This is a genomic window from Ralstonia sp. RRA (genome assembly GCF_037023145.1).
Taxonomy (GTDB): domain Bacteria; phylum Pseudomonadota; class Gammaproteobacteria; order Burkholderiales; family Burkholderiaceae; genus Ralstonia.
The window spans coordinates 3,706,356-3,731,480 of record NZ_CP146091.1; the positions used below are offsets into that span (position 1 = coordinate 3,706,356).

General features: G+C 64.9%; 27 protein-coding genes. 17 read left to right on the forward strand and 10 right to left on the reverse strand.

All coding sequences use genetic code 11. The features are described 5' to 3' along the window. The first annotated feature begins 20 nt into the window (after nucleotides 1-20). The 3 genes from hslU (at nucleotide 21) to V6657_RS17800 (ending at nucleotide 2,455) form a co-directional block, all read left to right on the forward strand. Nucleotides 21-1,352, forward strand: coding sequence for an ATP-dependent protease ATPase subunit HslU (gene hslU / locus V6657_RS17790; protein WP_048934369.1), 1,332 nt, complete (start codon nucleotides 21-23; stop codon nucleotides 1,350-1,352). A 214-nt stretch (nucleotides 1,353-1,566) separates the two neighbouring features. Next, entirely contained in the window at nucleotides 1,567-2,181 is a 615-nt protein-coding gene (locus V6657_RS17795; protein ID WP_048934370.1) for a hypothetical protein, read from the forward strand. A 70-nt stretch (nucleotides 2,182-2,251) separates the two neighbouring features. Then, on the forward strand, nucleotides 2,252-2,455 hold the full coding sequence (locus tag V6657_RS17800; RefSeq protein ID WP_048934371.1) for a CsbD family protein: 204 nt from the start codon (nucleotides 2,252-2,254) through the stop codon (nucleotides 2,453-2,455). Nucleotides 2,456-2,474: 19 nt separating this feature from the next. Here the strand turns inward: V6657_RS17800 and V6657_RS17805 are convergent, their stop codons facing one another. After that, complete coding sequence (locus V6657_RS17805; protein ID WP_048934372.1) at nucleotides 2,475-3,053, reverse strand: response regulator transcription factor; 579 nt, start codon at nucleotides 3,051-3,053, stop codon at nucleotides 2,475-2,477. Nucleotides 3,054-3,095: 42 nt separating this feature from the next. Further along, a complete protein-coding gene (locus tag V6657_RS17810; protein ID WP_048934373.1) occupies nucleotides 3,096-4,442 on the reverse strand; it encodes an ATP-binding protein in 1,347 nt (448 codons plus the stop codon). Between the two features lie 141 nt (nucleotides 4,443-4,583). On the opposite strand from V6657_RS17810, the gene V6657_RS17815 reads away from it, so the two are divergent. Beyond that, nucleotides 4,584-5,081: a copper chaperone PCu(A)C gene (locus V6657_RS17815; RefSeq protein ID WP_171017973.1), complete on the forward strand. Its 498-nt coding sequence runs from the start codon at nucleotides 4,584-4,586 to the stop codon at nucleotides 5,079-5,081. Nucleotides 5,082-5,128: 47 nt separating this feature from the next. Next, nucleotides 5,129-5,344, forward strand: a complete 216-nt coding sequence (locus tag V6657_RS17820) for a hypothetical protein (protein ID WP_048934374.1) — start codon at nucleotides 5,129-5,131, stop codon at nucleotides 5,342-5,344. A gap of 224 nt (nucleotides 5,345-5,568) precedes the next feature. Here the strand turns inward: V6657_RS17820 and V6657_RS17825 are convergent, their stop codons facing one another. Further along, on the reverse strand, nucleotides 5,569-5,784 hold the full coding sequence (locus tag V6657_RS17825; RefSeq protein ID WP_048934376.1) for a zf-HC2 domain-containing protein: 216 nt from the start codon (nucleotides 5,782-5,784) through the stop codon (nucleotides 5,569-5,571). Between the two features lie 21 nt (nucleotides 5,785-5,805). Continuing rightward, nucleotides 5,806-6,399, reverse strand: coding sequence for a sigma-70 family RNA polymerase sigma factor (locus tag V6657_RS17830; protein WP_048934377.1), 594 nt, complete (start codon nucleotides 6,397-6,399; stop codon nucleotides 5,806-5,808). A gap of 175 nt (nucleotides 6,400-6,574) precedes the next feature. Here V6657_RS17830 and argB point away from each other — a divergent pair, with 175 nt between their 5' ends. From argB to slmA, 3 genes are read left to right on the forward strand one after another with little or no spacing between them, the layout of a single operon-like run. After that, the gene (argB, locus tag V6657_RS17835) at nucleotides 6,575-7,501 is read left to right on the forward strand and encodes an acetylglutamate kinase (RefSeq protein WP_048934378.1); all 927 of its coding nucleotides are present in this window, start codon (nucleotides 6,575-6,577) and stop codon (nucleotides 7,499-7,501) included. After that, entirely contained in the window at nucleotides 7,501-8,376 is an 876-nt protein-coding gene (locus V6657_RS17840; protein WP_048934379.1) for a pyrimidine 5'-nucleotidase, read from the forward strand. Before argB ends, V6657_RS17840 begins: the two co-directional genes overlap by 1 nt. Before the next feature lie 48 nt (nucleotides 8,377-8,424). Next, nucleotides 8,425-9,075 carry a nucleoid occlusion factor SlmA gene (gene slmA / locus V6657_RS17845; protein WP_048934380.1) on the forward strand — a complete coding sequence of 217 codons (651 nt, stop codon included), beginning with the start codon at nucleotides 8,425-8,427 and terminating at the stop codon, nucleotides 9,073-9,075. A gap of 49 nt (nucleotides 9,076-9,124) precedes the next feature. Here slmA and V6657_RS17850 read toward each other — a convergent pair whose 3' ends face one another. Further along, nucleotides 9,125-10,624 (reverse strand): PLP-dependent aminotransferase family protein, encoded by a 1,500-nt coding sequence (locus V6657_RS17850; protein ID WP_048934483.1) that lies wholly within the window; start codon nucleotides 10,622-10,624, stop codon nucleotides 9,125-9,127. A 154-nt stretch (nucleotides 10,625-10,778) separates the two neighbouring features. On the opposite strand from V6657_RS17850, the gene gabT reads away from it, so the two are divergent. Further along, nucleotides 10,779-12,071, forward strand: a complete 1,293-nt coding sequence (gene gabT / locus V6657_RS17855; protein ID WP_048934381.1) for a 4-aminobutyrate--2-oxoglutarate transaminase — start codon at nucleotides 10,779-10,781, stop codon at nucleotides 12,069-12,071. Nucleotides 12,072-12,075: 4 nt separating this feature from the next. Continuing rightward, nucleotides 12,076-13,575: an NAD-dependent succinate-semialdehyde dehydrogenase gene (locus V6657_RS17860; protein WP_048934382.1), complete on the forward strand. Its 1,500-nt coding sequence runs from the start codon at nucleotides 12,076-12,078 to the stop codon at nucleotides 13,573-13,575. A 63-nt stretch (nucleotides 13,576-13,638) separates the two neighbouring features. On the opposite strand, the gene V6657_RS17865 is transcribed toward V6657_RS17860, so the two are convergent. Next, complete coding sequence (locus V6657_RS17865; protein WP_048934383.1) at nucleotides 13,639-14,202, reverse strand: carboxymuconolactone decarboxylase family protein; 564 nt, start codon at nucleotides 14,200-14,202, stop codon at nucleotides 13,639-13,641. Between the two features lie 61 nt (nucleotides 14,203-14,263). Here V6657_RS17865 and V6657_RS17870 point away from each other — a divergent pair, with 61 nt between their 5' ends. From V6657_RS17870 to V6657_RS17885, 4 genes are all read left to right on the forward strand, one after another. After that, a complete protein-coding gene (locus V6657_RS17870) occupies nucleotides 14,264-14,602 on the forward strand; it encodes a helix-turn-helix domain-containing protein (protein WP_048934384.1) in 339 nt (112 codons plus the stop codon). A gap of 284 nt (nucleotides 14,603-14,886) precedes the next feature. After that, on the forward strand, nucleotides 14,887-16,092 hold the full coding sequence (locus tag V6657_RS17875; protein WP_048934385.1) for a homoserine O-acetyltransferase: 1,206 nt from the start codon (nucleotides 14,887-14,889) through the stop codon (nucleotides 16,090-16,092). Next, nucleotides 16,089-16,727 carry a methionine biosynthesis protein MetW gene (gene metW, locus V6657_RS17880; RefSeq protein ID WP_048934386.1) on the forward strand — a complete coding sequence of 213 codons (639 nt, stop codon included), beginning with the start codon at nucleotides 16,089-16,091 and terminating at the stop codon, nucleotides 16,725-16,727. The genes V6657_RS17875 and metW overlap by 4 nt, the downstream gene beginning before the upstream one ends. A 146-nt stretch (nucleotides 16,728-16,873) precedes the next feature. Beyond that, complete coding sequence (locus tag V6657_RS17885; protein ID WP_171017972.1) at nucleotides 16,874-17,587, forward strand: tetratricopeptide repeat protein; 714 nt, start codon at nucleotides 16,874-16,876, stop codon at nucleotides 17,585-17,587. Between the two features lie 79 nt (nucleotides 17,588-17,666). Here V6657_RS17885 and V6657_RS17890 read toward each other — a convergent pair whose 3' ends face one another. Then, complete coding sequence (locus tag V6657_RS17890) at nucleotides 17,667-17,861, reverse strand: YbdD/YjiX family protein (protein ID WP_048934388.1); 195 nt, start codon at nucleotides 17,859-17,861, stop codon at nucleotides 17,667-17,669. A 61-nt stretch (nucleotides 17,862-17,922) separates the two neighbouring features. Beyond that, nucleotides 17,923-19,977, reverse strand: coding sequence for a carbon starvation CstA family protein (locus V6657_RS17895; protein ID WP_048934389.1), 2,055 nt, complete (start codon nucleotides 19,975-19,977; stop codon nucleotides 17,923-17,925). Between the two features lie 280 nt (nucleotides 19,978-20,257). On the opposite strand from V6657_RS17895, the gene V6657_RS17900 reads away from it, so the two are divergent. From V6657_RS17900 to otnI, 3 genes are read left to right on the forward strand one after another with little or no spacing between them, the layout of a single operon-like run. Beyond that, entirely contained in the window at nucleotides 20,258-21,700 is a 1,443-nt protein-coding gene (locus V6657_RS17900) for a cache domain-containing protein (protein WP_048934390.1), read from the forward strand. Then, nucleotides 21,697-22,329 carry a response regulator transcription factor gene (locus tag V6657_RS17905; protein WP_021196914.1) on the forward strand — a complete coding sequence of 211 codons (633 nt, stop codon included), beginning with the start codon at nucleotides 21,697-21,699 and terminating at the stop codon, nucleotides 22,327-22,329. The genes V6657_RS17900 and V6657_RS17905 overlap by 4 nt, the downstream gene beginning before the upstream one ends. 41 nt (nucleotides 22,330-22,370) lie before the next feature. After that, nucleotides 22,371-23,165, forward strand: a complete 795-nt coding sequence (gene otnI / locus V6657_RS17910) for a 2-oxo-tetronate isomerase (protein ID WP_048934391.1) — start codon at nucleotides 22,371-22,373, stop codon at nucleotides 23,163-23,165. A gap of 72 nt (nucleotides 23,166-23,237) precedes the next feature. Here otnI and V6657_RS17915 read toward each other — a convergent pair whose 3' ends face one another. Together V6657_RS17915 and V6657_RS17920 are read right to left on the reverse strand one after the other, a co-directional pair. Continuing rightward, entirely contained in the window at nucleotides 23,238-23,702 is a 465-nt protein-coding gene (locus tag V6657_RS17915; RefSeq protein ID WP_048934392.1) for a DUF3617 family protein, read from the reverse strand. A gap of 73 nt (nucleotides 23,703-23,775) precedes the next feature. Beyond that, nucleotides 23,776-24,606 carry a winged helix-turn-helix domain-containing protein gene (locus V6657_RS17920; protein ID WP_048934393.1) on the reverse strand — a complete coding sequence of 277 codons (831 nt, stop codon included), beginning with the start codon at nucleotides 24,604-24,606 and terminating at the stop codon, nucleotides 23,776-23,778. Nucleotides 24,607-25,125: the final 519 nt, after the last annotated feature.

The window sequence follows — 25,125 nt, forward strand, 5'->3', positions numbered from 1 at the left end:
TCGCTCTGCACAGGATTCCCATGTCTGAAACCATGACGCCGTCGGAAATCGTCTCCGAACTCGACAAGCACATCATCGGCCAGCAGAAGGCCAAGAAAGCCGTGGCCGTGGCCCTGCGCAACCGCTGGCGCCGTCAGCAGGTGGGTGACCCGCTGCGCCAGGAAATCACGCCCAAGAACATCCTGATGATCGGACCGACCGGCGTGGGCAAGACCGAGATCGCCCGTCGTCTGGCCAAGCTGGCGGATGCGCCCTTCATCAAGATCGAAGCGACCAAGTTCACCGAAGTCGGTTACGTCGGCCGCGACGTCGACACCATCGTGCGTGACCTGGCCGAGATGGCTGTCAAGCAGACGCGCGAATCCGAGATGAAGAAGGTGCGCGCCAAGGCCGAAGACGCTGCGGAAGATCGCCTGCTCGACGTGCTGATCCCGCCGCCGCGCGATATTGGCTTCTCGCAGCCGGAAGAGAAGGATTCCAACGCGCGCCAGGCGTTTCGCAAGAAGCTGCGTGAAGGCCAGCTCGACGACAAGGAGATCGAGCTCGAAGTGTCGGCCGGCACCCCCAGCATGGACATCATGGGCCCGCCGGGCATGGAAGACATGACCGAGCAGATCCGCTCGATGTTCGCTGGGCTGGGCCAGGGCAAGAAGCATCGTCGCAAGATGAAGGTGGCCGAGGCGTTCAAGCTGCTGATCGACGAAGAGGCGGCCAAGCTGCTGAACGAAGAGGAGCTCAAGCACAAGGCCGTCGCCAACGTCGAGCAGAACGGCATCGTGTTCCTCGACGAGATCGACAAGATCGCCAGCCGCAGTGAATACGGTGGCGGCGAGGTGTCGCGTCAGGGCGTGCAGCGCGATCTGCTGCCGTTGGTGGAAGGCACGACCGTCAACACGAAGTACGGGATGATCAAGACGGACCACATCCTGTTCATCGCATCGGGTGCGTTCCATTTGTCCAAGCCGAGCGATCTGATTCCGGAGCTACAGGGTCGTTTCCCGATTCGCGTGGAGCTGGATTCGCTGTCGGTGGATGACTTCCGCGCGATTCTCACGCAGACGGACGCGAGCCTGACCAAGCAGTACCAGGCGCTGATGAAGACCGAGGGCGTCGACCTCGTCTTCGCGGATGACGGCATCCGCCGCCTGGCCGAGATCGCCTGCGCGGTCAACGAGAAGGTCGAGAATATTGGCGCACGCCGTCTGTACACGGTGATGGAGCGCCTGCTGGAAGACCTGTCGTTCCACGCGCACAAGTCGTCGGGCGAAACGGTGACCATCGACGCTGCGTATGTCGACGAACGCCTGAATGAGCTGTCAGGTAACGAAGATCTGTCGCGCTACGTGCTGTAAGTGTGTAAGTAACGCCTCACAAAGGCTCAGCGGGCCGCATCGGAGACGATGCGGCCCGTTTTGTTTGTGCGCTCGCCAAGCCAGTGGTGGCAAGGGTTTGCTCAGGATCATGCGCGGTCGGGTCCGTTTTCTGCTGAATGGGGTGTGCCGCAAAGACAATGCGCGCCGTGCACCTCGCGTGCGCGATTTCCAACCACGACAAGGAGAGAAGCGTATGAAACCGATCCAACGCCTGGCCCTGTGCTGCGTGCTCGCCTGTGCCCCGCTGGGCATCGCACACGCACAGCTCACACCCGCGCCAACAGGGCCTGCCGGTGCTTCCGCATCGAACGATGCCAAGCGCACGGCCTACGACAACGCCGTCAAGCAGGCCGATTCCGACTACAAGGCCGCCAAGGACAAGTGCGACGCCATGAAGGGCAACGACCGCGATGTTTGCCGCGCGCAGGCCAAGGGCGACTACAACGTCGCCAAGGCCAACGCCAAAGCCGAGCGTGATGGCACCGAAGCGGCCCGCAACAGCGCAGCGAAGGAGAAGGCCGAAGCTGACTACGACGTCGCCAAGACCAAGTGCGGGGCTATGAAGGGCAACGACAAGGACACCTGCGTGAAGGACGCCAAGGCCGCCTACACACGTGCCAAGGGTGGGGAAGAAGTGAGCCACGCCAAGGCAACCGGTACCGCCAAGGACGTCAGCGAAGCACGCCGCGATGCCGTCAAGGACACCAACGACGCCAACTACAAGGCCGCCAAGGAGCGCTGCGACGCCATGTCCGGAGATGCCAAGACGACGTGCCAGAACGACGTGGCCGCCAAGTTCAAGAAGTAAGCCGCACAGAGGTTTCCACATGGGCAGCCTTCGGGCGCCCCTGCTTTGTCTCAACCGCAACGGAGGACGTATGAACTGGGATCAGATCGAAGGCAAATGGGATCAGGCCAAGGGCAAGATCAAGGAGAAGTGGGGCCAGCTCACGGATGACGACCTGGCCGTGATCCGCGGCAAGCGCGACCAGCTTGCCGGCAAGATCCAGGAGCGCTACGGCTATACGAAGGAGCGTGCCGAGGACGAGCTCAAGGCGTGGGAGCGCGATACACGCTGGTGATGTCGCTCACGCGGCCGGTTTACTTTGCGACCGGCCGTTTGCCCAGCTTGCGCTGCAGCGTGCGCCGGTGCATGTTCAGCGCCCGCGCGGTGGCGGAGATATTGCCGCCGTGCTCGGCCAGCACGCGTTGGATGTGCTCCCACTCCAGCCGCGCGACCGACAGCGGTGCGGGGTTTTCCATGGTCTGCTCGGCCACGGCTTCAGATACGCCCACCTGCAGCGCCAGCAGGATCGAATCGACGTTCGCGGGTTTGGCGAGGTATTCATCGGCACCGAGCTTCACTGCTTGCACGGCAGTCGCGATGCTCGCGTAGCCCGTCAGGATCAGCATGCGCGCGTCGGGCAGTGCTTGGCGCAGTGGGGCGATCCAGTGCAGGCCCGAGTCCGTACCGCCGTGGGGCATCAAGCCCTTGTCGCTGGTGGCCAGGTGCAAGTCGACGGTCACGTAGGCAAAGCGCGTCTGACGTGCCAGCGACAGTGCCTCGCCACCGGTGTGTGCGATCTGCGGAGCAAAGCCGCGACGCGTGAGCGCGCGCGCCAAGGTTTGCGCAAAGACGTCGTCGTCGTCGAGGATCAGGAAGGGGGCGGGTTGTTGCATGTGGATCTCCAGGCCGCAAGGGCCGTGTTGGAGCGGTCGCTCTTATGTGAATAGGGTGGGCGCGCCGATGATGGGGGCGGCCGATTCTTCTTTCGGACCACCAACGGGCAGCCGGAGTTCGGCAATCGCGCCCTGCGGCGGGTTGGGGCGCAGCACCACGGTACCGCCCAGTCGGCGCGCCGTGGTCGCGGCCAGATAGACGCCGATGCCGTGGCCACCATGCTTGCTGCGCACCGGCGTGCGGCCTAGCGATGTGCGCAGGTCTTCCGGCAGGCCAAGGCCTGTGTCGACGATGGACAGCACAATTTGCGGTGGGGCTTCACGCAGCACGTCTGGGTTGGCATCAATCTTGGCGGTCAGCAGCAGCGGCACCTGATCGCGCTTGGCCTGTTGTTGGCTGCGCGCGGCGTTGTCGAGCAGGATGGTCAGGATCTGGCCCACGTAGACCGGGTCCAATTCCACCGCCTGCGCGGCCGGCGAGCTTTCCGTGTGCAGGCGGATATCCGGGTGGCGCAATTGCCAGGTCTGCGTGAACTCCGGCAGCCACTGGCCGAGCGGTTCGGGCGCGCCATCGTTGGGCTTGCGCTGCAACCGGGCGAGCGCGGCGCGGCACAACTCAAGCTGCTGCTCGATGGCGCGCAGGTCCTCGCGGTATGGCGCGAGCGGTGAATCGGGCTGCTTCGCATCGTGCTGCAACTCGCCAGTGATGACCGCCACGGTGGACAGCGGCGTACCCATCTCGTGCGCCACGCTGGCGCCTTGCGACATCAGCGCTTCGACACGCTGGTCGCGCAGCAGGCGTTCGCGCGCTTCGGTCAGTTGCTCATCGCGCTCGCGCAGTGCGGCGGACAGGCGCGCGGTAAAGCCGGCGATCATCGCGCTGCTGGCCACGAAGTCGATCCACATGCCGGCCAGGTGGTATGGCACGGCATCAGCCTGGTTCAGCAGGTTCAGCGGGATGTAGTTGCCGAGCATCATGCTGTAGGCAGCCAGTGCGTACAGCGTCAGGCCGACCACGTGTGCGATCGGCAGCATGGCGGCGGCAATGGCCAGCGCGGGCAGGTAGAACGAGACGAACGGGTTGGTCGCGCCACCGGTGAAGTACAGCAGGGCCGAGAGCGCGGTGAGGTCCACCAGCAACTGGATGGTGATCTCGATATGGCGCACCGGCCGCTCGCTGCGCATGCGCAGGCCCGTGGCCAGGTTGAACAGCGCATGCAGGCCCATCACCATGAGCAACAGCACCACCGGCAGTTGCACGCCAAACACCTGCGGCGCCAGCAGCATCAGGATCAGCTGGGTGGCGAGCAGGCTCCATCGCAGCCAAAACAGGCGGCGTAGACTGGATGTGTCCAGCAGCGGTGCGGCAATCGTCAGGGTTGAAAGCATGGGGAAGAAGTGTAAACGCGGGCACCGCGCCGTTTCCTGTGCCGCGATGCGTCAATCAGCCGCACAATTGTGCACCCAACGTACCTTGCCGTAAGCCCTGTGCTTTAATGCGCAGCACGTTTGTCTCGACAGGAGCTGTTCATGATGAAGTCCCGATCGATCCGTTCTTCTGCCCGCTTGGCCGCTTTGGCTGCTGGTCTGCTGGTCAGCGCTGCCGCCTTCGCTCAGGTGACGGTGCAAGACGCCTGGGTGCGCGGCACCGTGCCGGGCCAGACTTCCAGCGGCGCCTTCATGACGCTGCAGGCTGCGGATGGCGCCAAGGTGGTCGGCGTGTCGACGCCGGTGGCGGGCACGGCCGAGATCCACGAAATGAAGATGGAAGGCAACGTGATGCGCATGCGCGCCGTGCCGTCGCTGGACCTGCCCAAGGGCCAGTCCGTGCAGCTCAAGCCGGGTGGCTACCACGTGATGCTGATGGACCTGAAGCAGCCGCTGGCGAAGGATGCCACCGTGCCCATCACGCTCAAGGTGGAGCTGGCCGATAAGCGCGTCGTCGAGCAGAAGGTGGATGCCAAGGTGCGCGACCTGACCGCCGGCAATATGCCCGCCATGAACCACGGCGGCGAACACAAACATTGATGGCTCGCGGCGGGTGCTGCAGCGGGCCACCGAGATAGAGATCCGACATGGCTAACAAGACGCTTGGCACTCGCCAGAAACTGACGTTTCGCATTGAGCCTTCCACGAAGGCAGGCACAGCGCGCCCGCGCAACTTCCTGGTGCCCCTCGCGCGCGGTCGTAAAGCCGGCGCCCACACCGAAGGCGGCCACGCTGAGCGTCAGCGCGGCCGGGCCGACGTCCGACGCGCATTGCGCACATTGGACGACGACAACAAAGACTAATCAGTTCGATTGCGACGCCGTTCGCGCGTGTGCGATCGCCTCGCGCAGGCAATGCTGGCAGCGGCAGCCCTGTCCGGTGCGCCGCGCACTGGCGGGCAGTTTCGCTTCCGTCATGCACCAGCAGGTTGCGTCTGGCTGTGTGCCATCGCCGATGGCGCCGCAACGCAGTGCCGCTCCGCAGATCGCGCAGGCGGTGTTGGCCGCAGGTGCATTCATTGACGCGCTCACGGGCGCCCGCCTCCTGCATCGTCATCCTGGCCCAGCCGGTGCATGGCGCTGCGCAATACCCCCATTTGATGCGAGAAGCGCGTGCAGGCATCGCACACAAACAGGTGCGCGTGCAGGCGCAGGCGTTCGCCGGTGCTCAGTTCGCGGTCCATTCGGCTCACCAGTACGCGGTGTGCTTCCTTGCAGGTGAGCTTTCCCCAACGGTTCGGCATGGTGTTCCTCTGTAATACGGCCTATGCGGCTGCAGGCTGGTTGCCGAACCAGTGCAGATCCAGGCACTCGCGCAGGCGCATACGGGCGCGGTAAAGCAGTGCCCAAGCATTGGTCGCGGTGATCTCCAATTCCTGACAGATTTCGTCGGTCTCCAGCTCCAGCCATTCGCGCATCATGAATACGCGCCCCACGCGCGGCGGCAGGTGATCGACACACATCTGCAGGATGTCGAAGAATTCCCGTCGCGACAGTGCCGCATCCGGGTTCCCCCAGTCGGACGGCGGGGTCACATAATGGCCGTCCGCGGCGAAGAGCGTATCGAAGATGGCCTCGTCGGAGCGCAGGTCGGCTTCGTCCGATGGTCCACCGGCGAGCATTGAGACGCGCACTTCGCGCCGCCCCGAGCGGATCTCGTCGATGATCTTATGCTTGAGGATGCCGATCACGTACGTCTTGAGCGAGGCATTGCCGGCAAATCGCTCGGGGTGCTCCAGCACCGCCAGGATGGTGTCGGCGACCACGTCTTCGGCGAGCGCCGTATCGCGCAATTGCAGTTGCGCAAAGCGCAGCAGGTGCGGGCGCAGGGCGTTGAGTTGCTCGGGTGCGATGGCCATGTTTCCCACGGGTGTTCTTCGCTTGCAACGGTTTGGCGGGCACACAAGCTGCGGCCAGGACCGTTCGGGCTTTTCTTGTAAAATCGCGCCTGCCGAAAATGGGCTGCTTCGTTTTTTGTGTTGCAGGCGACATTCGGCGTTCCATCATACCTGCCCAATACCGGATGTCACCGTCATGACCGCTTCTGCTGCCCCCGACCCTGCTGGCCTCGACCCTGAACTCGCGCACATTGCGCCGCCGGTGAAGGCTGAGATTCTCGCGCAGGCTCTGCCTTACATTCGCAAGTTCCACGGCAAGACCATCGTCATCAAGTACGGCGGCAACGCCATGACGGAAGAGAAGCTCAAGCACGGCTTCGCGCGCGACGTGATCCTGCTCAAGCTGGTCGGCATGAACCCGGTGGTGGTGCACGGCGGCGGCCCGCAGATCGACGAAGCGTTGAAGAAGGTCGGCAAGCAAGGCACCTTCATCCAGGGCATGCGTGTGACCGACGAAGAAACCATGGAAGTGGTCGAATGGGTGCTCGGCGGCGAAGTCCAGCAGGACATCGTCATGCTGATCAACCAGTACGGCGGCCAGGCGGTCGGCCTGACCGGCAAGGACGGCGGCCTGATCCGCGCCAAGAAGCTGAAGATGCCGGACCGCGAGAACCCGGGCCAGTTCATCGACATCGGCTTCGTGGGCGACATCGAGACGATCAACCCGGCCGTGGTCAAGGCGCTGCAGGACGACGCGTTCATCCCCGTCATCTCGCCCATCGGCTTCTCGGATGAAGGCCAGGCCTACAACATCAACGCGGATGTGGTGGCCGGCAAGATGGCCGAGATCCTGAAGGCTGAGAAGCTGGTCATGATGACCAACATCCCGGGCGTGATGGACAAGCAGGGCAACCTGCTGACCGACCTGTCGGCGCGCGAGATCGACGAGCTGTTTGCCGACGGTACGATCTCGGGCGGCATGCTGCCGAAGATCTCCTCCGCGCTGGATGCAGCGAAGAGTGGCGTGAACTCGGTGCACATCGTCGATGGCCGCATCGAGCACTCGCTGCTGCTGGAAATCCTGACCGAACAGGCGTTCGGCACGATGATCCGCTCGCATTAATGCGACACACCCGGGTGGCTCGGGCGCGCCGCGCGCACGCCTGGCCACGCGAGGTGGTGGCGCCAACGCCGCCCAAGCAACAGCCGGTCTGGCTGTTCGACCTCGATAACACCCTCCACCACGCCTCGCACGCGATCTTTCCGCAGATCAACCGGTTGATGACGGCCTACGTGGCGCGCGTGCTCGGCACGGATGACGCCACCGCCAGCCAGGTGCGCGTGGACTACTGGCGCCGCTACGGTGCCACCATTCTCGGCATGGTCCGCCACCATGGCGTTGACCCCGATGATTTCCTCGCCCAGGCCCATACGTTTGACGACTTGCGTGCCATGGTGCGCGCCGAGCGCGGCCTGGCCCAACTGCTGCGCGCGCTGCCTGGGCGCAAGATCCTCCTGACCAACGCCCCCGTCGCCTATGCGCGCGAGGTGGTGCGGCTGATCGGCCTCAAGCGCGCGTTTGCCCGTGAGATTGCCGTCGAGCACATGTGGGTGCACCGGCGCCTGCGCCCGAAACCCGATCCGCTGATGCTGCGCCGGCTGCTGGCGCGTGAGCGCATTGCGCCGTCGCGCGCCATCCTGGTGGAAGACACGCTTTCGCACCTCAAGCGCTACCGCAAGCTGGGCATCGGTACTGTGTGGGTGACGGGCTATCTCCGGCGCATGGCGCCTGGGGTGGTTTCGCCGTCTGCGGCGCTGTCTTCGCAATCGGCTGCCGAGGCTTTGCATCCAATGCAAGTGGCGGCGATGGGCGCCCGTGCAAATTCGCCACATCAGCCGGCCGCCGCACCGATTTTGTTCGCCAACCGGCCCGGCTATGTCAGCGTGAAAGTAAAATCGGTGCTTCAACTAAAACGAAGGCTTGTTCGACGCGGCTAGGCTGTTGCATGGTTTCCGCGTGCAGAACGGGAGAGGGGCCAGGAAGTCATGAGCAACGCGCAAACGGGGTTTCCGACGGCCGAGCTGGCTACGGAAGCGCCTATTGAAGCCACACCCGTACGCAAGCGCCCCCGCCCGGGCGAGCGCCGCGTGCAGATCCTGCAGACGCTGGCGGGCATGCTCGAACAGCCGCGTGGTGAGAAGATCACTACGGCTGGGTTGGCGGCCAAACTCGACGTTTCCGAAGCGGCGCTGTACCGACATTTCGCCAGCAAGGCGCAGATGTACGAGGGCCTGATCGAATTCATCGAGCAGACTGTTTTCGGCCTCATCAACCAGATCACCCTGCGTGAAGAGCACGGCCTGCGCCAGGCGCATGCCATCGCACACATGCTGCTCTCGTTTGCCGACAAGAACCCGGGCATGACACGGGTGCTGGTGGGCGAGGCGCTCGTCGGTGAGGACGAACGCCTGCCCGAGCGCATGGCGCAGTGCCTGGACCGTATCGAGGCCTCGTTCAAGCAGAGTCTGCGCGTGGCGGTGACGCAAGGTGCGTGGCCGGCCGATACCGACATCGCCTCGCGCGCCAACCTGATCGTCTGCGTGGTGCTGGGGCGCTGGCACCGGTATGCCAAGAGCGGCTTCCGCAAGTCGCCGATGGAGGGTGTCGAGGCGCAGCTGCGGGTGGTGTTGGCCTGAGCCACTCGCCCAAGAAGAAGCCCCGCAGATGCGGGGCTTTTTTGTGCACTCAACCGATCGTTCGCACCGCCTCCGCCAGTGTGTGAAAACGCGCAGCGATGTGCTCGGTCTCCACGTGACCGTAGCCCAGCAGCAGGCCTGGTTGGCGGCGCGCGTCGTCCTGGTAGTAGCGCGAGAGCGGCCGCGTGACGACATCGTTGGCGAGTGCCAGATCTGCCACCGCCACATCGTTGGTACCTGCCGGCAATCCCAGCACGAGATGCAAGCCCGATGCGCCGTCATGCACAGGCAGCGACTCGCCGAACTCGTTGGCGATCGAGGCCAGCAGCGTTTCGCGCCGCTCCGCATACACGCCGCGCATGCGCCGGATATGTGAGACGAAATGCCCCTCCGCAATGAAGTCCGCCAGCACCGCCTGCGTGAGGATCTGGCCGCCGCGGAACATCTCTGAGAGCCCTGTCGCAAAGGCATCGGCCAGCGCGGGTGGCACCACCAGGTAGCCAATCCGCAAGCTCGGAAACAGCACCTTGGAGAACGTGCCCATGTAGAGCACGCGCCCGCCTTCGTCCAGCCCTTGCAGCGACGGTAGCGGGCGGCTGCCGTAGCGGAACTCGCTGTCGTAGTCGTCTTCGGCAATCCACGCATCGGTGGCGTGTGCGGTGGCCAGCAGCGCGCGGCGCCGCGCCAGGCTCATCACCGAACCGAGCGGGTATTGGTGCGAGGGCGAGACGACCATCAGCTTGGGCGGCTTGGCGCGCTGTCGTCCGCGCGCGGGCACGTCGAAGCGCATGCCTTCATCATCCACCGGCAGCGGCACGGTGCGGATGCCCGCAGCGGTGAGCACGCTGCGCACGCCCCAGTAGCCGGGATCTTCAATCCAGGCGCTGTCACCCGCATCGCACAGCAGTTGCGCGATGAGTTGCAGCGACGGGTGAATGCCGGCCGTGATGATGATCTGCTCGGGCTCGCAGCGCACGCCGCGCGCGGTGCGCAGGTAGTCGGCCAGCGCGGTGCGCAGCGGCAGGTAGCCTGCCCCCACCGGATACGTCAGCAACGCGGGCGAGGGTTTGCGCAGCAACCGGTTGTGCAGTCGCGACCAGATGCGTGCCGGAAACATCCGCACCTCCGGCACACCCGGCATGAAGGCACCCCATTGGCGAGAACTGGCGCCCGCATCGCGCACCAGTGCGCGGCCTCGCGTGGAGAGCATCGGTGCGATGGGTGCGGCAGCTTCCGCAACCTCAGCGACAGGGGCCGTTGGCGCAGGCGTGGCGTCCAGCCGGTCTGGTGCGGTATCGGCGACGAAGGTGCCGCTGCCCACGCCTGCCGACACGTAGCCTTCCACGCCCAACTGCTCGTACACGTGGATGACCGTGTTGCGTGCAATGCCCAACTCGGTTGCCAACTGGCGCGACGATGGCAGGCGCGTGCCCGGCTGCAGCTCGTCGCGCAGGATGCCCTCCTGCAGCGCGCGGTACAGGCGGCGGTGGTCGGGCTCGCCGCTGGCATCGGCGCGGTCAAAGCGACGCTGCAGGTAGTCGACCAGCATGCTGGCGCGGTGGGTGGGGGAATGGTCGGCCATGGCGGGTTGTGGAACCAAAGTGGCTCCATCAGAAAAACGCGATTGGGTCTCATTGTACGGGGCCAATGACTGCCACACTGGCCTCCATCGCATCTTTTTTGACCCAACACACCCTAACGCCATGAACGCCCGAGATCCGCAACAAGCGCCGCAACAGAACGCCCAATGGAATGCCCGCCGCCTCGCTGCCACCCCGCGCGGCGTGGGTGTGATGACCGACCGCTACGCCGAACGTGCCGAGAACGCCCTGTTCTGGGACGTGGAAGGTCGCCGCTACATCGACTTCGCGGCCGGCATTGCCGTGGTGAACACGGGGCACCGCCATCCGCGCCTGGTGCAGGCCGTGCGTGAGCAGCTCGACCACTTCACGCACACGGCGTATCAGATCGTGCCGTATGGCTCGTCCGTCGAACTGGCGGAGCGCCTGAATGCGGCCACGCCCGGCACGCACGCCAAGAAGACGGCGTTCTTCACCACGGGCGCGGAGGCCGTTGAGAACGCCGTCAAGATCGCCCGTGCGCATACTGGTCGTCCGGGCGTGATCGCGCTCACGGGCGCCTTCCACGGTCGCACGTTCATGGGCATGTCGCTCACGGGCAAGGTGGTGCCGTACAAGACGGGCTTTGGTCCGTTCCCGGGCAGCATCTATCACGTGCCGGCGCCGGTCGCGCTGCATGGCGTGAGCACGCAGGATTCGCTGGATGCTATCGGCCGCCTGTTCAAGGCTGACATCGACCCGCGCCAAGTCGCGGCCATCATCTTTGAACCGGTGCAGGGCGAGGGCGGCTTCTACCAGATGCCTGCCGACTTCGTGCGCGCCGTGCGTGCACTGTGCGATGAGCACGGCATCGTGATGATTGCCGATGAAGTGCAGACCGGCTTTGCGCGCACCGGCAAGCTGTTCGCCATGGAGCACACCGGCGTGCTGCCGGACCTGATGACGATGGCCAAGGGTCTGGCTGGCGGCCTGCCGCTGTCGGCCGTGACCGGTCGTGCGGAAATCATGGACGCACCGGCGCCGGGTGGCCTGGGCGGTACCTACGCCGGCAACCCGTTGGCCGTGGCCGCAGCCCACGCGGTGCTCGACATCATCGCCGATGAAAAACTGTGCGAGCGCTCTGCCGCGTTGGGCGCACGCCTTGTCGATGCACTCAACGGCATGAAGGCCAAGCAACCGCGCATTGCCGAAGTGCGTGGCGTGGGCGCGATGGTTGCTGTGGAGTTCAATACGCCGGACGGCAAGCCCGACGCCGACTTCACCAAGCTTGTGCAGCAACGTGCGCTCGACGCCGGTCTGCTGCTGCTGTCGTGTGGCGTGTACGGCAACGTGATCCGCTTCCTGTTCCCGCTCACGATTGAAGACGCGGTGTTCGAAGAGGGCCTTGCCATCCTGCAACGCGCAATGGAGGGCTGACAGCATGACCCGCACTGATTTGCCGAGCGCACCCGCAGCACCGATCGCGCTCAAAGACCCGGGCCTGTGGCGCACGCAGGCGTTTCTTGCCGGCACGTGGGCCGATGCCGATGATGGCGCCACGCGCGACGTGACCGACCCCGCCACCGGCCGCAAGATCGGCACCGTGCCTGGCATGGGCGCAGCCGAAACGCGCCGCGCCATCGAGGCTGCACAGGTTGCGCAGCGCGCCTGGCGCAAGGTGCCGGCGCGCGAGCGTTCGAAGATCTTGCGCCGCCTGGCCGACCTGATGATGGACCACCAGCAGGATCTCGCTGCCATCCTCACGGCCGAACAAGGCAAGCCGCTGCCCGAAGCCGCCGGCGAGATCGCTTACGCCGCGTCGTTCATCGAGTGGTTTGCGGAAGAAGCTCGCCGCGTGTACGGCGACACGATTCCCGCGCCGCAGAGCGATCGCCGCATCGTCGTCACCAAGGAGCCGATCGGTGTGACGGCCGCCATCACGCCGTGGAATTTCCCGATCGCGATGATGACGCGCAAGGTGGGCCCGGCGCTGGCCGCAGGGTGCTCGATGGTGGTCAAGCCCGCGCTGGAGACGCCTTACTCCGCGCTGGCCTTTGCCGAGCTGGCCGCGCGTGCGGGTGTGCCGGCGGGTTTGCTCTCCGTCATCACGGGCGACTCGCAAGCCATTGGCGGTGAGCTGACCTCCAACACCAACGTGCGCAAGCTGAGCTTCACGGGCTCCACGGCTGTCGGCAAGTTGCTGATGCGCCAGTGCGCGGAAGACATCAAGAAGCTCTCGCTCGAGCTGGGCGGCAACGCGCCCTTCATCGTGTTTGACGATGCGGATGTCGATGCTGCCGTGGAAGGCGCGATGATCGCCAAGTACCGCAACGCCGGCCAGACCTGCGTATGCGCCAACCGCTTCTACGTGCAGCGCGGCATCTACGACACGTTTGCCGCCAAGCTGGCCGACGCCGTGCGTGCGCTGCGCGTGGGCAAAGGTACCGAGCCCGGCGTGCAGCAGGGCCCGCTGATTCACATGCGTGCGATGGACAAGGTGCAGCAGCACTTGAACGACGCCATCTCGCAAGGTGCACGCGTGCTGGTGGGCGGCAAGCCGCATGCGCTGTCTGCACAGGGCGGCGCGTTCTTCGAGCCGACCGTGGTGGTGGATGCCAAGCCGGGCATGCTGGTCGCGCATGAAGAAACCTTCGGCCCGCTGGCTGCGCTCATCCCCTTCGATACCGAAGACGAAGCCGTGGCCGCTGCCAACGACACCGAGTTCGGCTTGGCCGCGTACTTCTACACGCGTGACCTGGGCCGCGCGTGGCGCGTGTCGGAGGCGCTGGAGTCGGGCATGGTCGGCGTCAACACCGGGCTGATCTCGACGGCTGAAGCGCCCTTCGGCGGCGTCAAGCAATCGGGCCTGGGCCGCGAAGGTTCCAAGTACGGCATCGACGAGTACTTGGAGATCAAGTACATCAACATGGCCGGCCTCTAAGCCACCTCAGACGGCATCTGGCAGCACGAACGCCTCGGCTGATCTTCGCTCTGCAGCGAAGGTTCAGACCGGGGCGTCTTCCGTGGAGGGAAAGCGCCGTGCGAAGTCTTCCAGCGGCAGCCGCAGGACGTTGGTGAGGTAGCTCACCGTGCGGTAGAAGCCCGCGAGCATCAGCAGTTCGAGGAGCGCATCGTCGCTGTAGTGGGCTTTCATGCGCGTCCACAGTGCGTCGTCGATATCGCAGGTGTCGTGTAGGGCATCGCAGAACTGCAGCAGCGTCGTCTCGTGCGGCTGCCAGCAGGCATCGGTCGGATCGCCATGCACCAGTGAGCGGAGCTGCGCTTCGGTCAGGCTGGCTGCCTCGCCGAAGATCGCGATATGCACGCCCCATTCGTACTCGGAGCCGCAGCGCGCGGTCGTGCGATCGATCACGAGTTCGCGGTTCCGCAGGCTGAGGTGTCCTTTGTCCAGCAGACCGCCCGCGAAGAACTTGCTAGCGAGCCGTTCATCGCGGGCCAGTGTCGTGAACAGGGTCAGCGGAGGTTGTCCGCGCATGACCTGGTCGATGGTTTGTTGGATCGATGCGGCAAACGGTGGTGTTGCCGAGGCAATACGGGCGGTATCCATGCGGTCTCCTGCGCTATGATTTCCATAGTAAGCGTAGGAAATTTGCTATGGAAAGTAAAGCATGAAAACACCACTTCCCGGTCAGGCCGTGCGCGGCTCGGATTCCGGCCGTCCGATCATGGCCGCGCTGGACCTGTTCGGCCGACGCGGCACGCTGCGCATCATCTGGGAATTGCGCGACGGCCCACTGAATTTCCGGGCGCTGCAGGACGCGGCGGACACCAATCCCGCCGTGCTCAACACGCGCCTCAAGGAGCTGCGCGCCGCCGGGCTGGTTGATCACGACGAGGGCGGGTACCGGCTCACCGACTTATGTGTGGAACTGCAGGCGCTACTCATGCCGCTCCACGCCTGGGCCGAGCGCTGGGCGTTGGCATTGCGTCATGACACCGCCGATTGATCACCACGCTTTCGACAGAGCATCACGAGACGACACAACGGCACGGCCGCATCGTTCGGTGCTTGCTCTATAATCTCCATTTCCTGACGCGCCGATTTGACGACTGGCTTGCGGGCGCGCGGGAGTCTTGATGGCACGAATGTGGATCAGGGCTCTCATTACAAATGCGGCTAAAGAGGTTCGGTCAGAACGTGGGTAGTGAAGGTAAGCGCCCCACGTGCGCCACATGAGAACCCGATTGGTTGCGACATCAGCGTTGCCGGTCGGGTATTTTCTTTGGTGCCATGACAGAACTTCAGGCGGCCTCCGCAGATGCTGCGGCAGTGACCGAGACCCCTCCTCCAGCGGCACACAAGGCCAAACCGGCCAACGCCATCGGCCTGGTTGTGCCCGAGCGCATGCACTTTGCCGAGCCGCTGCCGCTGCGCAACGGCTCGCAGATCGCCGGCTACGACCTGATGGTCGAGACCTACGGCACGCTCAATGCCGATCGCTCCAATGCCGTGCTCATCTGCCACGCGCTCAACGCCTCGCACCACGTGGCGGGTGTGCATGCGGAAGGCGAAGTGGGTTGGTGGGACAACATGGTCGGCCCCGGCAAGCCGGTGGATACCAACCGCTTCTTCGTCATCGGGGTGAACAACCTCGGCTCGTGCTTCGGCTCGACCGGCCCGATGAGCCCGCACCCGGAGACGGGCGCCCCCTACGGAGCACGCTTCCCCGTGGTGACGGTGGAGGACTGGGTGAATGCCCAGGCGCGCGTGGCGGACCGTTTTGGCATCCAGCAGTTTGCGGCGGTGATGGGTGGCAGCCTCGGCGGCATGCAGGCGCTGGCCTGGAGCCTGATGTATCCGGAGCGCGTGCGGCACTGCGTGGTGGTGGCTTCCACGCCCAAGTTGTCGGCGCAGAACATCGCCTTCAACGAGGTGGCACGCAGCGCGATCCTGTCCGACCCCGACTTTCACGGCGGCGATTACTACGCGCACAACGTCAAGCCCAAGCGCGGCCTGCGCGTGGCGCGCATGATCGGCCACATTACGTATCTGTCGGATGAGGACATGGCGTCCAAGTTCGGCCGCGAGCTCAAGGCGGAAGACATCCGCTTCTCGTTCGATGTCGAGTTCCAGGTGGAGAGCTACTTGCGCTATCAGGGCGACAAGTTTGCCGAGTACTTCGACGCCAACACGTACCTGCTGATCACGCGTGCGCTCGACTACTTCGATCCCGCGCTGGCCTACGGCGGCAACCTGACGAAGGCCGTGGCGCACACGCAAGCCAGCTACCTCGTCGTCAGCTTCACGACCGACTGGCGCTTCGCCCCCGCGCGCAGCCGCGAGCTGGTCAAGGCGCTGCTCGACAACAAGCACCGCGTCACCTACGGCGAGATCGAAGCGCCGCACGGCCACGACGCCTTCCTCTTGGAAGACGCGCGCTACCACGCCCTGGTACGCGCCTACTACGAACGCATCGCCCAGGAGATCGGCGCATGACTACGCAAACGCTGAACCCTGTTGGTGCACCCTCGGCGGTGCCGAACATCCTGGCCGACCGCGCAGACTTCCGCGCCATCGCCCGCTGGATCGAGCCGAACTCCACGGTGCTCGACCTCGGTTGCGCCGACGGCAGCCTGCTGCGCGTGCTGCAGGACGAGCTGGACGTGCAGGCCTACGGTATCGAGATTGACGATGCGGGTGTGCTGGCGACCGCCAAGAAGGGCGTGCAGGTGATCCAGCAGAACCTGGAGGGCGGGCTGGCGCTGTTCGAAGATAAGAGCTTCGACACCGTCATCCTCTCGCAGACGCTGCAGACCATCCACAACACTGCGCAAGTGCTGCGCGAGATGCTGCGTGTGGGCCGCGAGTGCATCGTGTCGTTCCCGAACTTTGGGTATTGGCCGCACCGGTTGTCGATCTTCCGCGGGCGCATGCCGGTGTCGGAATCGCTGCCCTATGAGTGGTACGACACGCCCAACGTGCGCGTGCTGACCATTCGTGACTTCGAGGCGCTGGCGCCCAAGGTCGGGCTGCTGATTCTCGACCGCGTCGTGCTGCATGACGGCAACGTGGTGCGCTGGGGCGCCAACTGGCGTGGCAGCGTGGCGGTGTACAGGGTGCGCGCGGCCTGATTGCGCGCCGTGGCGGGAGCAGGTTGCCGCGGCAATTTCGTGTCCGTCCATGCGCCCGCGCCACGTCAACGCGAGACGGGGCGCCGCGGTACACTCGATCATCTTCCGGTGAGGAGCGCGCGATGGGCATACCAGTCACACGACGCATGCTGCGAACAGTCGTTGCCCTGGCGGCGGGCGCCGCGATGCTGCCGGCGCTGGCCGTTTCCGCACCAACGGATACACACAGCGATGCCGCCGCCCTCACCCAGATCGCCATCGCGCACTACGAGCGGAACGATTTCGGCCACGCCTTCGACGAATTTGCCGAGGCCGCGCAACGCGGCAACCGCCTCGCACAATTCAACTACGCAATGATGCTGATGCGCGGCGAAGGCACCGTCGCGCGGCCCGACGAGGCCGTCAAATGGCTGCGCCGCGCCGCGGACAACCAGATGACCCACGCGCAGTTTGCCTACGGCGAGTTGTACGAACGCGGCGAACTGGTACCGCGGTCTCTGGAAGAAGCGAACAAGTGGTACGAGCGTGCCGCCACCAGCGGGCACATCGAGGCGCAGCGTGCGCTGGCCACCAACTACTTCACCGGCCGCGGCGTGCCACGCGACTACGGGCGCGCCTTCACCTGGTACAAGAAAGCGGCCGAGGGCGGCGACGCACCATCGCAGTACATCGTCGGTAGCTACTACGAACGCGGTGAGCCCGGTGTGGTGTCGCAGGATACCGAGCAGGCCAAGAGCTGGTACGGCAAGGCGGCCGCACAGGGTGACGTTGGCGCGTTGGCCAAGCTGCGCGAACTGGTGGAGAAGACCTATCGGGCCAAGCACGGCGATCCGACTACGGCGGCGCGCCCATCCTTGTAGCGCAAGCAGCATGCAAGAAAAAACCGCCGGGCATGGCTTCATGCACCGGCGGTTTGTTTTTGCAGCGTTTGATTCGCCGTCAGCAGCAGCGGCCCACGCGGCCCTTGTAGCGTGCGTCCTGGCGTTCGCGAAAAAATTCCTCGTACGTCATGACGGGCTGGCCGGGATGGGTCTCCTGTATGTGGCGCACGTAGGTGTCGTAGTCCGGCACGCCCACCATCAGGCGCATTGCCTGGCCGAGGTAACGGCCGAGGGTTTCGATTTCTTCGCGCATGTCGGTGCTCCTTGCAAGACAGCGGCACGCACGTGGCGTGCCGCTTCCACGCTGCCGGGCCTTATGCGCCCAGCGCTTCGTACGGCGTTTCGTTGACGGTCGGGCGGTTGGCCGCGCGCGCCTTGAGCACCGTGCGCACGCCGTACCAGGCGATGCTGACCACCACCAGCACGAACAGGCCGCACAGGAAGGCGTCGATACGATCGTTCAGCACGATCTGCTGCATCTGCGCCACCGACTTGGCCGGAGCCAACAGCTTGCCTTCGGCAATCGCGCCAGCGTACTTGTTGGCGTGCGCCAGGAAGCCGATCTTCGGGTCCGGATCGAACAGCTTCTGCCAGCCGGCCGTGAGCGTGCAGATCAGCAGCCACGCGGTCGGCAGCAGCGTCACCCACACGTAGCGGTCACGCTTCATCTTGACCAGCACGCAGGTGCCCAGCGTCAGCGCAATCGCGGCCAGCATCTGGTTGGAGATGCCGAACAGCGGCCACAGCGTATTGATGCCGCCCAGCGGATCGACCACGCCCTGGTACAGGAAGTAGCCCCACAGCGCGACCGTCGCGGCGGTGGCGATCAGGTTGGCGACCAGCGAGTCCGTGCGCTTGAGTGCCGGCACGAAGGTACCCAGCAAGTCTTGCAGCATGAAGCGACCAGCACGCGTGCCTGCGTCCACCGCGGTGAGGATGAACAGCGCCTCGAACAGAATCGCGAAGTGGTACCAGAACGCCATCATGGCCTGGCCGCCCACCACCTGGTGCAGGATGTGCGCCATGCCAACGGCCAGCGTCGGCGCGCCGCCTGCACGGGCGAGGATGGTGTTCTCACCCACGTCCTTGGCCGTCTGGATCAGCACATCAGGGGTGATAACGAAGCCCCAGGTGGACAGCGTCTGCGCCACCGCATCCGGCGTTGCACCCACCAGTGCCGCCGGACTATTCATCGCAAAGTACACGCCCGGGTTGATGACCGATGCGGCCACCAGCGCCATGATGGCAACAAACGATTCCATCAGCATCGCGCCGTAGCCGATGAAGCGCGCCTGCGTTTCGTTCTCCAGCAGCTTGGGCGTGGTGCCCGACGAGATCAGCGAGTGGAAGCCCGACACCGCCCCGCACGCAATTGTGATGAACAGGAACGGGAACAGGTTGCCCGACCACACCGGGCCACCGCCTGCTGCGAATTGCGTGAGCTGCGGCATCTGCATCTTCGGCGCGACGATCAGGATGCCGATGGCCAGCGCGATGATCGTGCCGATCTTCAGGAAGGTCGACAGGTAATCACGCGGCGCCAGCAGCAACCACACTGGCAGCACCGAGGCGACAAAGCCGTAGCCGATCAGCATCCACGTCAGTGCCTTGCCGTCGAACGTGAACAGCGGCGCGAGCGCGGCGCTCTCATGCACGGCCTGCCCGCCGGTGATGGCCAGCATCAGCAGCACGAAGCCGATGATCGACACCTCGCCGATGCGGCCTGGGCGGATGTAGCGCACGTACACGCCCATGAACAGCGCGATGGGAATCGTCGCGGCCACCGTGAAGGTGCCCCACGGCGAGCCGACCAGCGCCTTCACCACGATCAGCGCCAGCACGGCCAGGATGATGATCATGATGAGGAACGCGCCAAACAGCGCGATCACGCCGGGCACCGTGCCCATCTCGCTCTTCACCAGGTCACCCAGCGAGCGCCCATCGCGGCGGCTGGAGATGAACAGCACGATGAAGTCCTGCACCGCGCCGGCAAACACCACGCCGGCCAGGATCCACAGCATGCCGGGCAGGTAGCCCATCTGCGCGGCCAGCACGGGGCCGACCAGCGGGCCAGCACCAGCAATGGCCGCGAAGTGGTGGCCGAACAGCACGTACTTGTTGGTGGGAACGTAATCGAGCCCGTCGTTATGACGCCAGGCGGGCGTCTTGCGGGAGCCGTCCAGGCCGAGCACTTTGTCGGCAATGAAGCGGCTGTAGTAGCGATACGCGATCAGGTAGATACATACGGCGGCCACCACCACCCACAGCGCGCTGACTGCCTCGCCGCGCGCAAGCGCAACGGTGGCAAAGGCAGACGCGCCAAGAATAGCGACGACCAGCCAGATCAGGTGTTGCCTGACGAAGCTCATGTCGGTCTCCTCGAACCTTGGTCGAAGCGGGATGTGGGTCCATCCCTGCGGGTTGATCCTGCCGATCCTGTCGCTCTCGCGTCGTCGGCAAGGTTTGCACGCAGTCCGTTGGCCTGAGTTGGCTGGACGGCGAGGCCGTGTAGTATTTGCCAGCCCCACCCTGTGCCACAAGCGGAGGACTACGCAGCATCTGTCCGTAGTACTACGCAGGCCACGTGATTCCCAATCGAATTCGCGCCCGAACCTTACGATGTTGCGATGCAAGGTGCCGCGCCCTGCCATGAAGCTCCGCCAGAAGATCCTGCTCCTTGCCGTTGCGCCGCTGACCATCGCCATGCTGGCGATCATGCTGACTGTGCGGCACCAGTCGATCGCGCTGGCGCAGCACGAGCGGCAGCTGGTGGAGTCCGCCTATCTGCAGGCCAAGGAGACCGAGCTGCGCGCCTATGTGAAGCTCGCGCAGAGCGCCATCGCGCCGCTGGTCGCGTCCGGCCGCGACAATGAGGCCACGCGCGACGAAGCCATGCGCACCCTCGCCCGCCTCGATTTCGGCGCCGACGGCTACTTCTTCCTCTATGACATGCGCGGCCGCAACCTCATGCACCCGCGCCAACCCGAGCTGGTCGGCCGTGACCTGTGGGACCTGACTGACGCTGGCGGGCAGCCCACCATCCAGAAGCTGGTCGCGGCCGCGCAGAACGGCGGCGGTTTCGTGCGCTACATGTGGGACAAGCCCTCCACGCACCAGAGCGTGCCCAAACTCGGCTATGTCGAGCCGATCCCGAAGTGGGGCTGGATGGTCGGCACTGGCCTCTACCTGGATGACATTGAGCAGACCCTGCGCCAGATCGATCAGCGCGCGCAGACCAATATCGATCAGACGCTCGCGTGGGTGGTGGCCATCGCAGCCATCAGCATCCTGTTGGTGGCCGGCAGCGGCCTGGCACTCAACGTGAGCGACCATCGTGAGGCGGACGCCAAGTTGCGCCAGCTTGCGCAGCAGGTGGTGCGCTCTCAGGAAGACGAGCGTGCGCGTGTCTCGCGTGAGCTGCACGACGGCATCAGCCAGGTGCTGGTGTCGACCAAGCTACTGCTGGAAACGGCGCACGGTCATCTGGAAGCGCAGCCCGCGAAAACGGCTTCCACCGACAAGGCCACCGGCATGCTGCGCCGCGCGCTCGATCGCCTGAATGGCGCGCTGGGCGAGGTGCGGCGCGTGTCGCACAACCTGCGCCCTGCGCTGCTGGATGATTTGGGTTTGGCTGCTGCGTTGGAGTTGCTCGTGCGCGAAACACGCGAAGCGCATGAAGACCGCCAACCGGGTTTCGCCGTCGCGCTTGAACTTGTCGGGCCGGCCGTGCAGCTGCCGGATGCCTGCAACACGGCGCTGTTCCGCATCGCACAGGAAGCCATCTCCAACGTCGAGCGCCACGCCACGCATGCCACGCGCATCGGCGTGCTGCTCGAGAACGACATTGATGCCGTGCGCTTGTCTATCCGCGACAACGGCTCGGGCTTCGATGTTGAGTCCGTACAGGTCGACCCCGAGCACGGCATCGGCCTTCGCAACATGCGTGAGCGCATGGCTGCATTGGGCGGCACCTGTACCATTGTTTCCGACGTGCACGGCACGGAAGTCTGTGCCGTGCTGCCGCACGTCGTCATCGCTCAACTGGCCGCCGCGACTTCGGCTGCTTCCACTGCTCTGTCCGCTTCCGCATGAACACGCCCGTCAAACTGCTCCTCGTCGACGATCACCCGCTGGTGCGCGATGGTGTGCGCGTGCGGTTGGAGGCCGTGCCGCATTTCGAAGTGGTGGGTGAAGCCGGCGATGCGCAGGGCGCGCTTGAAGCCGCTCGCACGCTGTCGCCCGATCTGGCGCTGATGGACATCGGCATGCGTGGCATGAACGGTATCGCGCTCACTGAAAAGTTTGCCGAGCAGTTTCCGGAGATTGCCGTGCTGGTGCTGTCGATGCACGACAACTTGGAGTACGTGCGCCAGGTGATTCGCGCCGGTGCACGCGGTTACGTGCTCAAAGACGCGCCTGCCAGCGAGCTGGTGGAGGCCATTGACGCCGTGCTCGCCGGCCGCGCTTTCTACAGCGCACAACTGGCAATGCGCATGGCCGAGCAGGCCATCATGCCCACGCCCGTGGAGGCGCTCACACCGCGTGAGCGCGATATCCTCGATGGCATCGCCAAGGGCTACGCCAACAAGCGCATTGCCGACGAACTCGGGCTCTCCGTGCGCACGGTGGAGTCGCACCGCCTGAACCTCAAGCGTAAGCTCGGCATCGAGGGCCAGGCGGAGCTGGTGAAGTTTGCTGTGGAGCTGGGCAAGGGCCGCTAAGTCATCGCTATCGTCGTCGCTATTGTCTTCCGAGGTTTGCCATGCCGCGCTTTGCCGCCAACCTGTCCATGATGTATCAGGAGCACGCGTTTCTCGACCGCTTTGCCGCCGCGGCAAAGGATGGCTTCGAGGGCGTGGAGTTTCTCTTTCCCTACGACTTTGACCGCGCGGACATCCGTGCCCGCCTGGACGACGCGGGCCTCACGCAAGCGCTGTTCAACGCCCCGCCGGGCGATTGGGCAAACGGTGAGCGCGGCATTGCCTCACTGCCCGGGCGCGAAGACGAATTCAAGCGCGGCATTGCGACGGCGCTGGAGTATGCGCAGGTCCTCGGCAACACGCGCCTGCACGTGATGGCCGGTCTGCTGCCCGCCGATGCGGATCGCGCCCGCCATCACGCCACCTATGTGAGCAACGTCGCCTATGCCGCGCGCGAGGCTGCGGGCGCGGGCATCGCCATCGTGCTGGAGCCGATCAACACGCGCGATATGCCGGGCTTCTTCCTCACGCATCAGGCGCAGGCGCATGCCGTGTGCAAGGAGGTGGGCGCCCCCAATCTGAAGGTGCAGTTCGACCTGTACCACGCGCAGATCATGGAGGGCGATCTGTCGGTCAAGCTCAAGCAGTACGTTGGCGAGGGCGGCGTCGGCCACGTGCAGATTGCCGGCGTCCCCGATCGCCACGAACCGGACGAGGGCGAGCTGAACTATCCGCACCTCTTTGCGTTGATGGATGCGCTCGGCTACGACGGTTGGGTCGGCTGCGAGTATCGGCCGCGCGCCGGCACGAGCGAAGGGCTGGGCTGGCTCAAGCGTTGGCGTGAGCGCCAGCGCTGATCGGTTTCGCTGCAAAGAAAAACGGCCGGATGTGCGCAAGCACTCCGGCCGTTGTCTGGTTGGTGCGTCGGCTTACGACTTGCACGCACCCACGTAGCGTCCCTGATAACGGAAGCCGAGGGTCATTGGCCCATACTGCGGATGCTGGGCGCGCCCCGTACCTGAGATGTCATAGCGGTCAGCGGTGAGCGGGCCACTGCCTTCCAGCGTGCCGGCGCCGCCGCGTGCGCTGTCACTGCACGACACGGTGACCTTGAGCGTGCCGCCCGCGTAGTCCCAGCGGCTCAGTTGGCAGCCGGGCATCTCCTTGAGCATGTTGCGCTCCATCTTGGCGCGAACGTCGCCGGCGTCCTTGCTTGCCAGGCACCCCTTGGTGACGATGGTGGAGATCTGGCGGCCGTGCTCATCCGGGAGAACGACAGGCTTGCCGTTGACGGTGTAGCTGGCCTTGTCTTCCCACAGCCCGGGTTTCACCTCTTGTGCATGGACGCAGACGGCCAGGCCGGCCAGCAATGCGCCACTCAACCACGATTTCATGTGTGTTCTCCCCACGTTGATAAGGAAACGGCGCTCTTCGGCGCCGTTTCGTTTGATGCGTTTGTGGCTTGCGTTAGGCCGTCATCTGCATGGCTGCAGGCCGTAGTAGCGAGCGTGCAAACGGCGTTTCGACGATCGGCTCGGGCTTGCGCGAGTTGGCCATGCTCAGGCGATCACCAATCGGTTCGGCTGCCTGAGCCGCACCACTGCCCACCACCAGGCGGTAACCACCACCACGCACGGTCTGGATCAGGCCGTCGCACGGCGTGCCGGCCAGCGCCACGCGCAGCTTGCGCACGTGCACGTCGACGGTACGTTCCCCCACGAACACATGGTTGCCCCACACGCGGTCAAGCAGTTGCGTGCGCGAGTGCACGCGCTGCGGATGCGCGACCAGGAAGTGCAGCAGGCGGAATTCCAGCGGGCTGAGCGCGATGGCGCGCGGGCCCGTTTCGGCTTGCGCAGTCACGCCCAGCGTGAGCGGGTCGAGGCGCAGGCCGTTGACCTGCAGGATCTCGTCGCCTTGCTGTGGTGCGCGTCGGCGGAGCACGGCGCGGATGCGCGCATGCAGCTCGCCCGTGTCGCACGGCTTGACGACGTAGTCGTCTGCACCGGCATCGAGCGCCGCGATCTTGCCGCGCGCGTCGCCATGACGCGACAACACGATGACAGGCAGGCCGCGCGTTTGCGTGTTGGCACGCAGCGCCAGCAGCATGTCGATCGACTCGCGCTCGGGCCATGCCCATTCCATTACGAGCAGATCCGGCGTCGAGGCCTGGATTGCGGCTTGCGCTTGCGCAGGGCTGTCGACACGCAGGACATGATGTCCGCCGTCGCGCAGGGAAAATGACAAACGTTCGCCCTCTGCCTGGTCCTGTTCGACCAGCACGATTTGAGTACCCACTTGTAAAACCTCCCGTCTAACCAGCCGACACACTCCGGCGAGCAGCCTTGCGGCTGCGCTCTGCTGTCTGCGGTGCGCGTTGTTATGGACTCCATGCGGGCATTGCGCGTCTGCCTGCAAGTCATGCCTCTCGGGCGCCATCTGCCGGGCCTTGCGGACCAGCAGGGCGATCGTCATGTGTTGCCGTCCCGTTGACGATCGGTGGCGGAGCCTCCTGGTGTGTCCAGGGTGGTTTGGGATGGGTCGATCGGCCCCCCGGCCTTCTTGTGGCGGGCCGCACTGTGCAATCGTTTGCACAAGATGCGGCATCGTTCACGCGAAAACCGAGCCGGCGCCCCCCCGGGCGCCGGGAAGATGGGGGTATCCCCATCCGCACATGGCATTGGCCAGCCTTCCTTTCCCGATTCCTCTAGTCTGGATACCCCCCTCCGGCTCGTAGAAGAGAGATCCCGTTTTGCCGGATTATAAGAATCTCATGGGAATTCGTCACGCACCAATTTTAAAACTCGGTAATTTTTT

Bases quoted from the DNA above. Each gene is read 5' to 3' on its own strand.
- V6657_RS17820 (WP_048934374.1), top strand. From the start codon at position 5,129: ATGGCTAACAAGACGCTTGGCACTCGCCAGAAACTGACGTTTCGCATT.
- V6657_RS17915 (WP_048934392.1), bottom strand. From the start codon at position 23,702: ATGAAATCGTGGTTGAGTGGCGCATTGCTGGCCGGCCTGGCCGTCTGC.
- V6657_RS17875 (WP_048934385.1), top strand. From the start codon at position 14,887: ATGACAGAACTTCAGGCGGCCTCCGCAGATGCTGCGGCAGTGACCGAG.
- V6657_RS17810 (WP_048934373.1), bottom strand. From the start codon at position 4,442: ATGCTTTCAACCCTGACGATTGCCGCACCGCTGCTGGACACATCCAGT.
- hslU (WP_048934369.1), top strand. From the start codon at position 21: ATGTCTGAAACCATGACGCCGTCGGAAATCGTCTCCGAACTCGACAAG.
- V6657_RS17890 (WP_048934388.1), bottom strand. From the start codon at position 17,861: ATGCGCGAAGAAATCGAAACCCTCGGCCGTTACCTCGGCCAGGCAATG.
- V6657_RS17800 (WP_048934371.1), top strand. From the start codon at position 2,252: ATGAACTGGGATCAGATCGAAGGCAAATGGGATCAGGCCAAGGGCAAG.
- otnI (WP_048934391.1), top strand. From the start codon at position 22,371: ATGCCGCGCTTTGCCGCCAACCTGTCCATGATGTATCAGGAGCACGCG.
- argB (WP_048934378.1), top strand. From the start codon at position 6,575: ATGACCGCTTCTGCTGCCCCCGACCCTGCTGGCCTCGACCCTGAACTC.
- V6657_RS17900 (WP_048934390.1), top strand. From the start codon at position 20,258: ATGAAGCTCCGCCAGAAGATCCTGCTCCTTGCCGTTGCGCCGCTGACC.
- V6657_RS17905 (WP_021196914.1), top strand. From the start codon at position 21,697: ATGAACACGCCCGTCAAACTGCTCCTCGTCGACGATCACCCGCTGGTG.
- V6657_RS17865 (WP_048934383.1), bottom strand. From the start codon at position 14,202: ATGGATACCGCCCGTATTGCCTCGGCAACACCACCGTTTGCCGCATCG.
- V6657_RS17815 (WP_171017973.1), top strand. From the start codon at position 4,584: ATGATGAAGTCCCGATCGATCCGTTCTTCTGCCCGCTTGGCCGCTTTG.
- V6657_RS17895 (WP_048934389.1), bottom strand. From the start codon at position 19,977: ATGAGCTTCGTCAGGCAACACCTGATCTGGCTGGTCGTCGCTATTCTT.
- V6657_RS17795 (WP_048934370.1), top strand. From the start codon at position 1,567: ATGAAACCGATCCAACGCCTGGCCCTGTGCTGCGTGCTCGCCTGTGCC.
- V6657_RS17840 (WP_048934379.1), top strand. From the start codon at position 7,501: ATGCGACACACCCGGGTGGCTCGGGCGCGCCGCGCGCACGCCTGGCCA.
- V6657_RS17870 (WP_048934384.1), top strand. From the start codon at position 14,264: ATGAAAACACCACTTCCCGGTCAGGCCGTGCGCGGCTCGGATTCCGGC.
- V6657_RS17805 (WP_048934372.1), bottom strand. From the start codon at position 3,053: ATGCAACAACCCGCCCCCTTCCTGATCCTCGACGACGACGACGTCTTT.
- V6657_RS17830 (WP_048934377.1), bottom strand. From the start codon at position 6,399: ATGGCCATCGCACCCGAGCAACTCAACGCCCTGCGCCCGCACCTGCTG.
- slmA (WP_048934380.1), top strand. From the start codon at position 8,425: ATGAGCAACGCGCAAACGGGGTTTCCGACGGCCGAGCTGGCTACGGAA.
- V6657_RS17825 (WP_048934376.1), bottom strand. From the start codon at position 5,784: ATGCCGAACCGTTGGGGAAAGCTCACCTGCAAGGAAGCACACCGCGTA.
- V6657_RS17885 (WP_171017972.1), top strand. From the start codon at position 16,874: ATGCTGCGAACAGTCGTTGCCCTGGCGGCGGGCGCCGCGATGCTGCCG.
- gabT (WP_048934381.1), top strand. From the start codon at position 10,779: ATGAACGCCCGAGATCCGCAACAAGCGCCGCAACAGAACGCCCAATGG.
- metW (WP_048934386.1), top strand. From the start codon at position 16,089: ATGACTACGCAAACGCTGAACCCTGTTGGTGCACCCTCGGCGGTGCCG.
- V6657_RS17850 (WP_048934483.1), bottom strand. From the start codon at position 10,624: ATGCTGGTCGACTACCTGCAGCGTCGCTTTGACCGCGCCGATGCCAGC.
- V6657_RS17860 (WP_048934382.1), top strand. From the start codon at position 12,076: ATGACCCGCACTGATTTGCCGAGCGCACCCGCAGCACCGATCGCGCTC.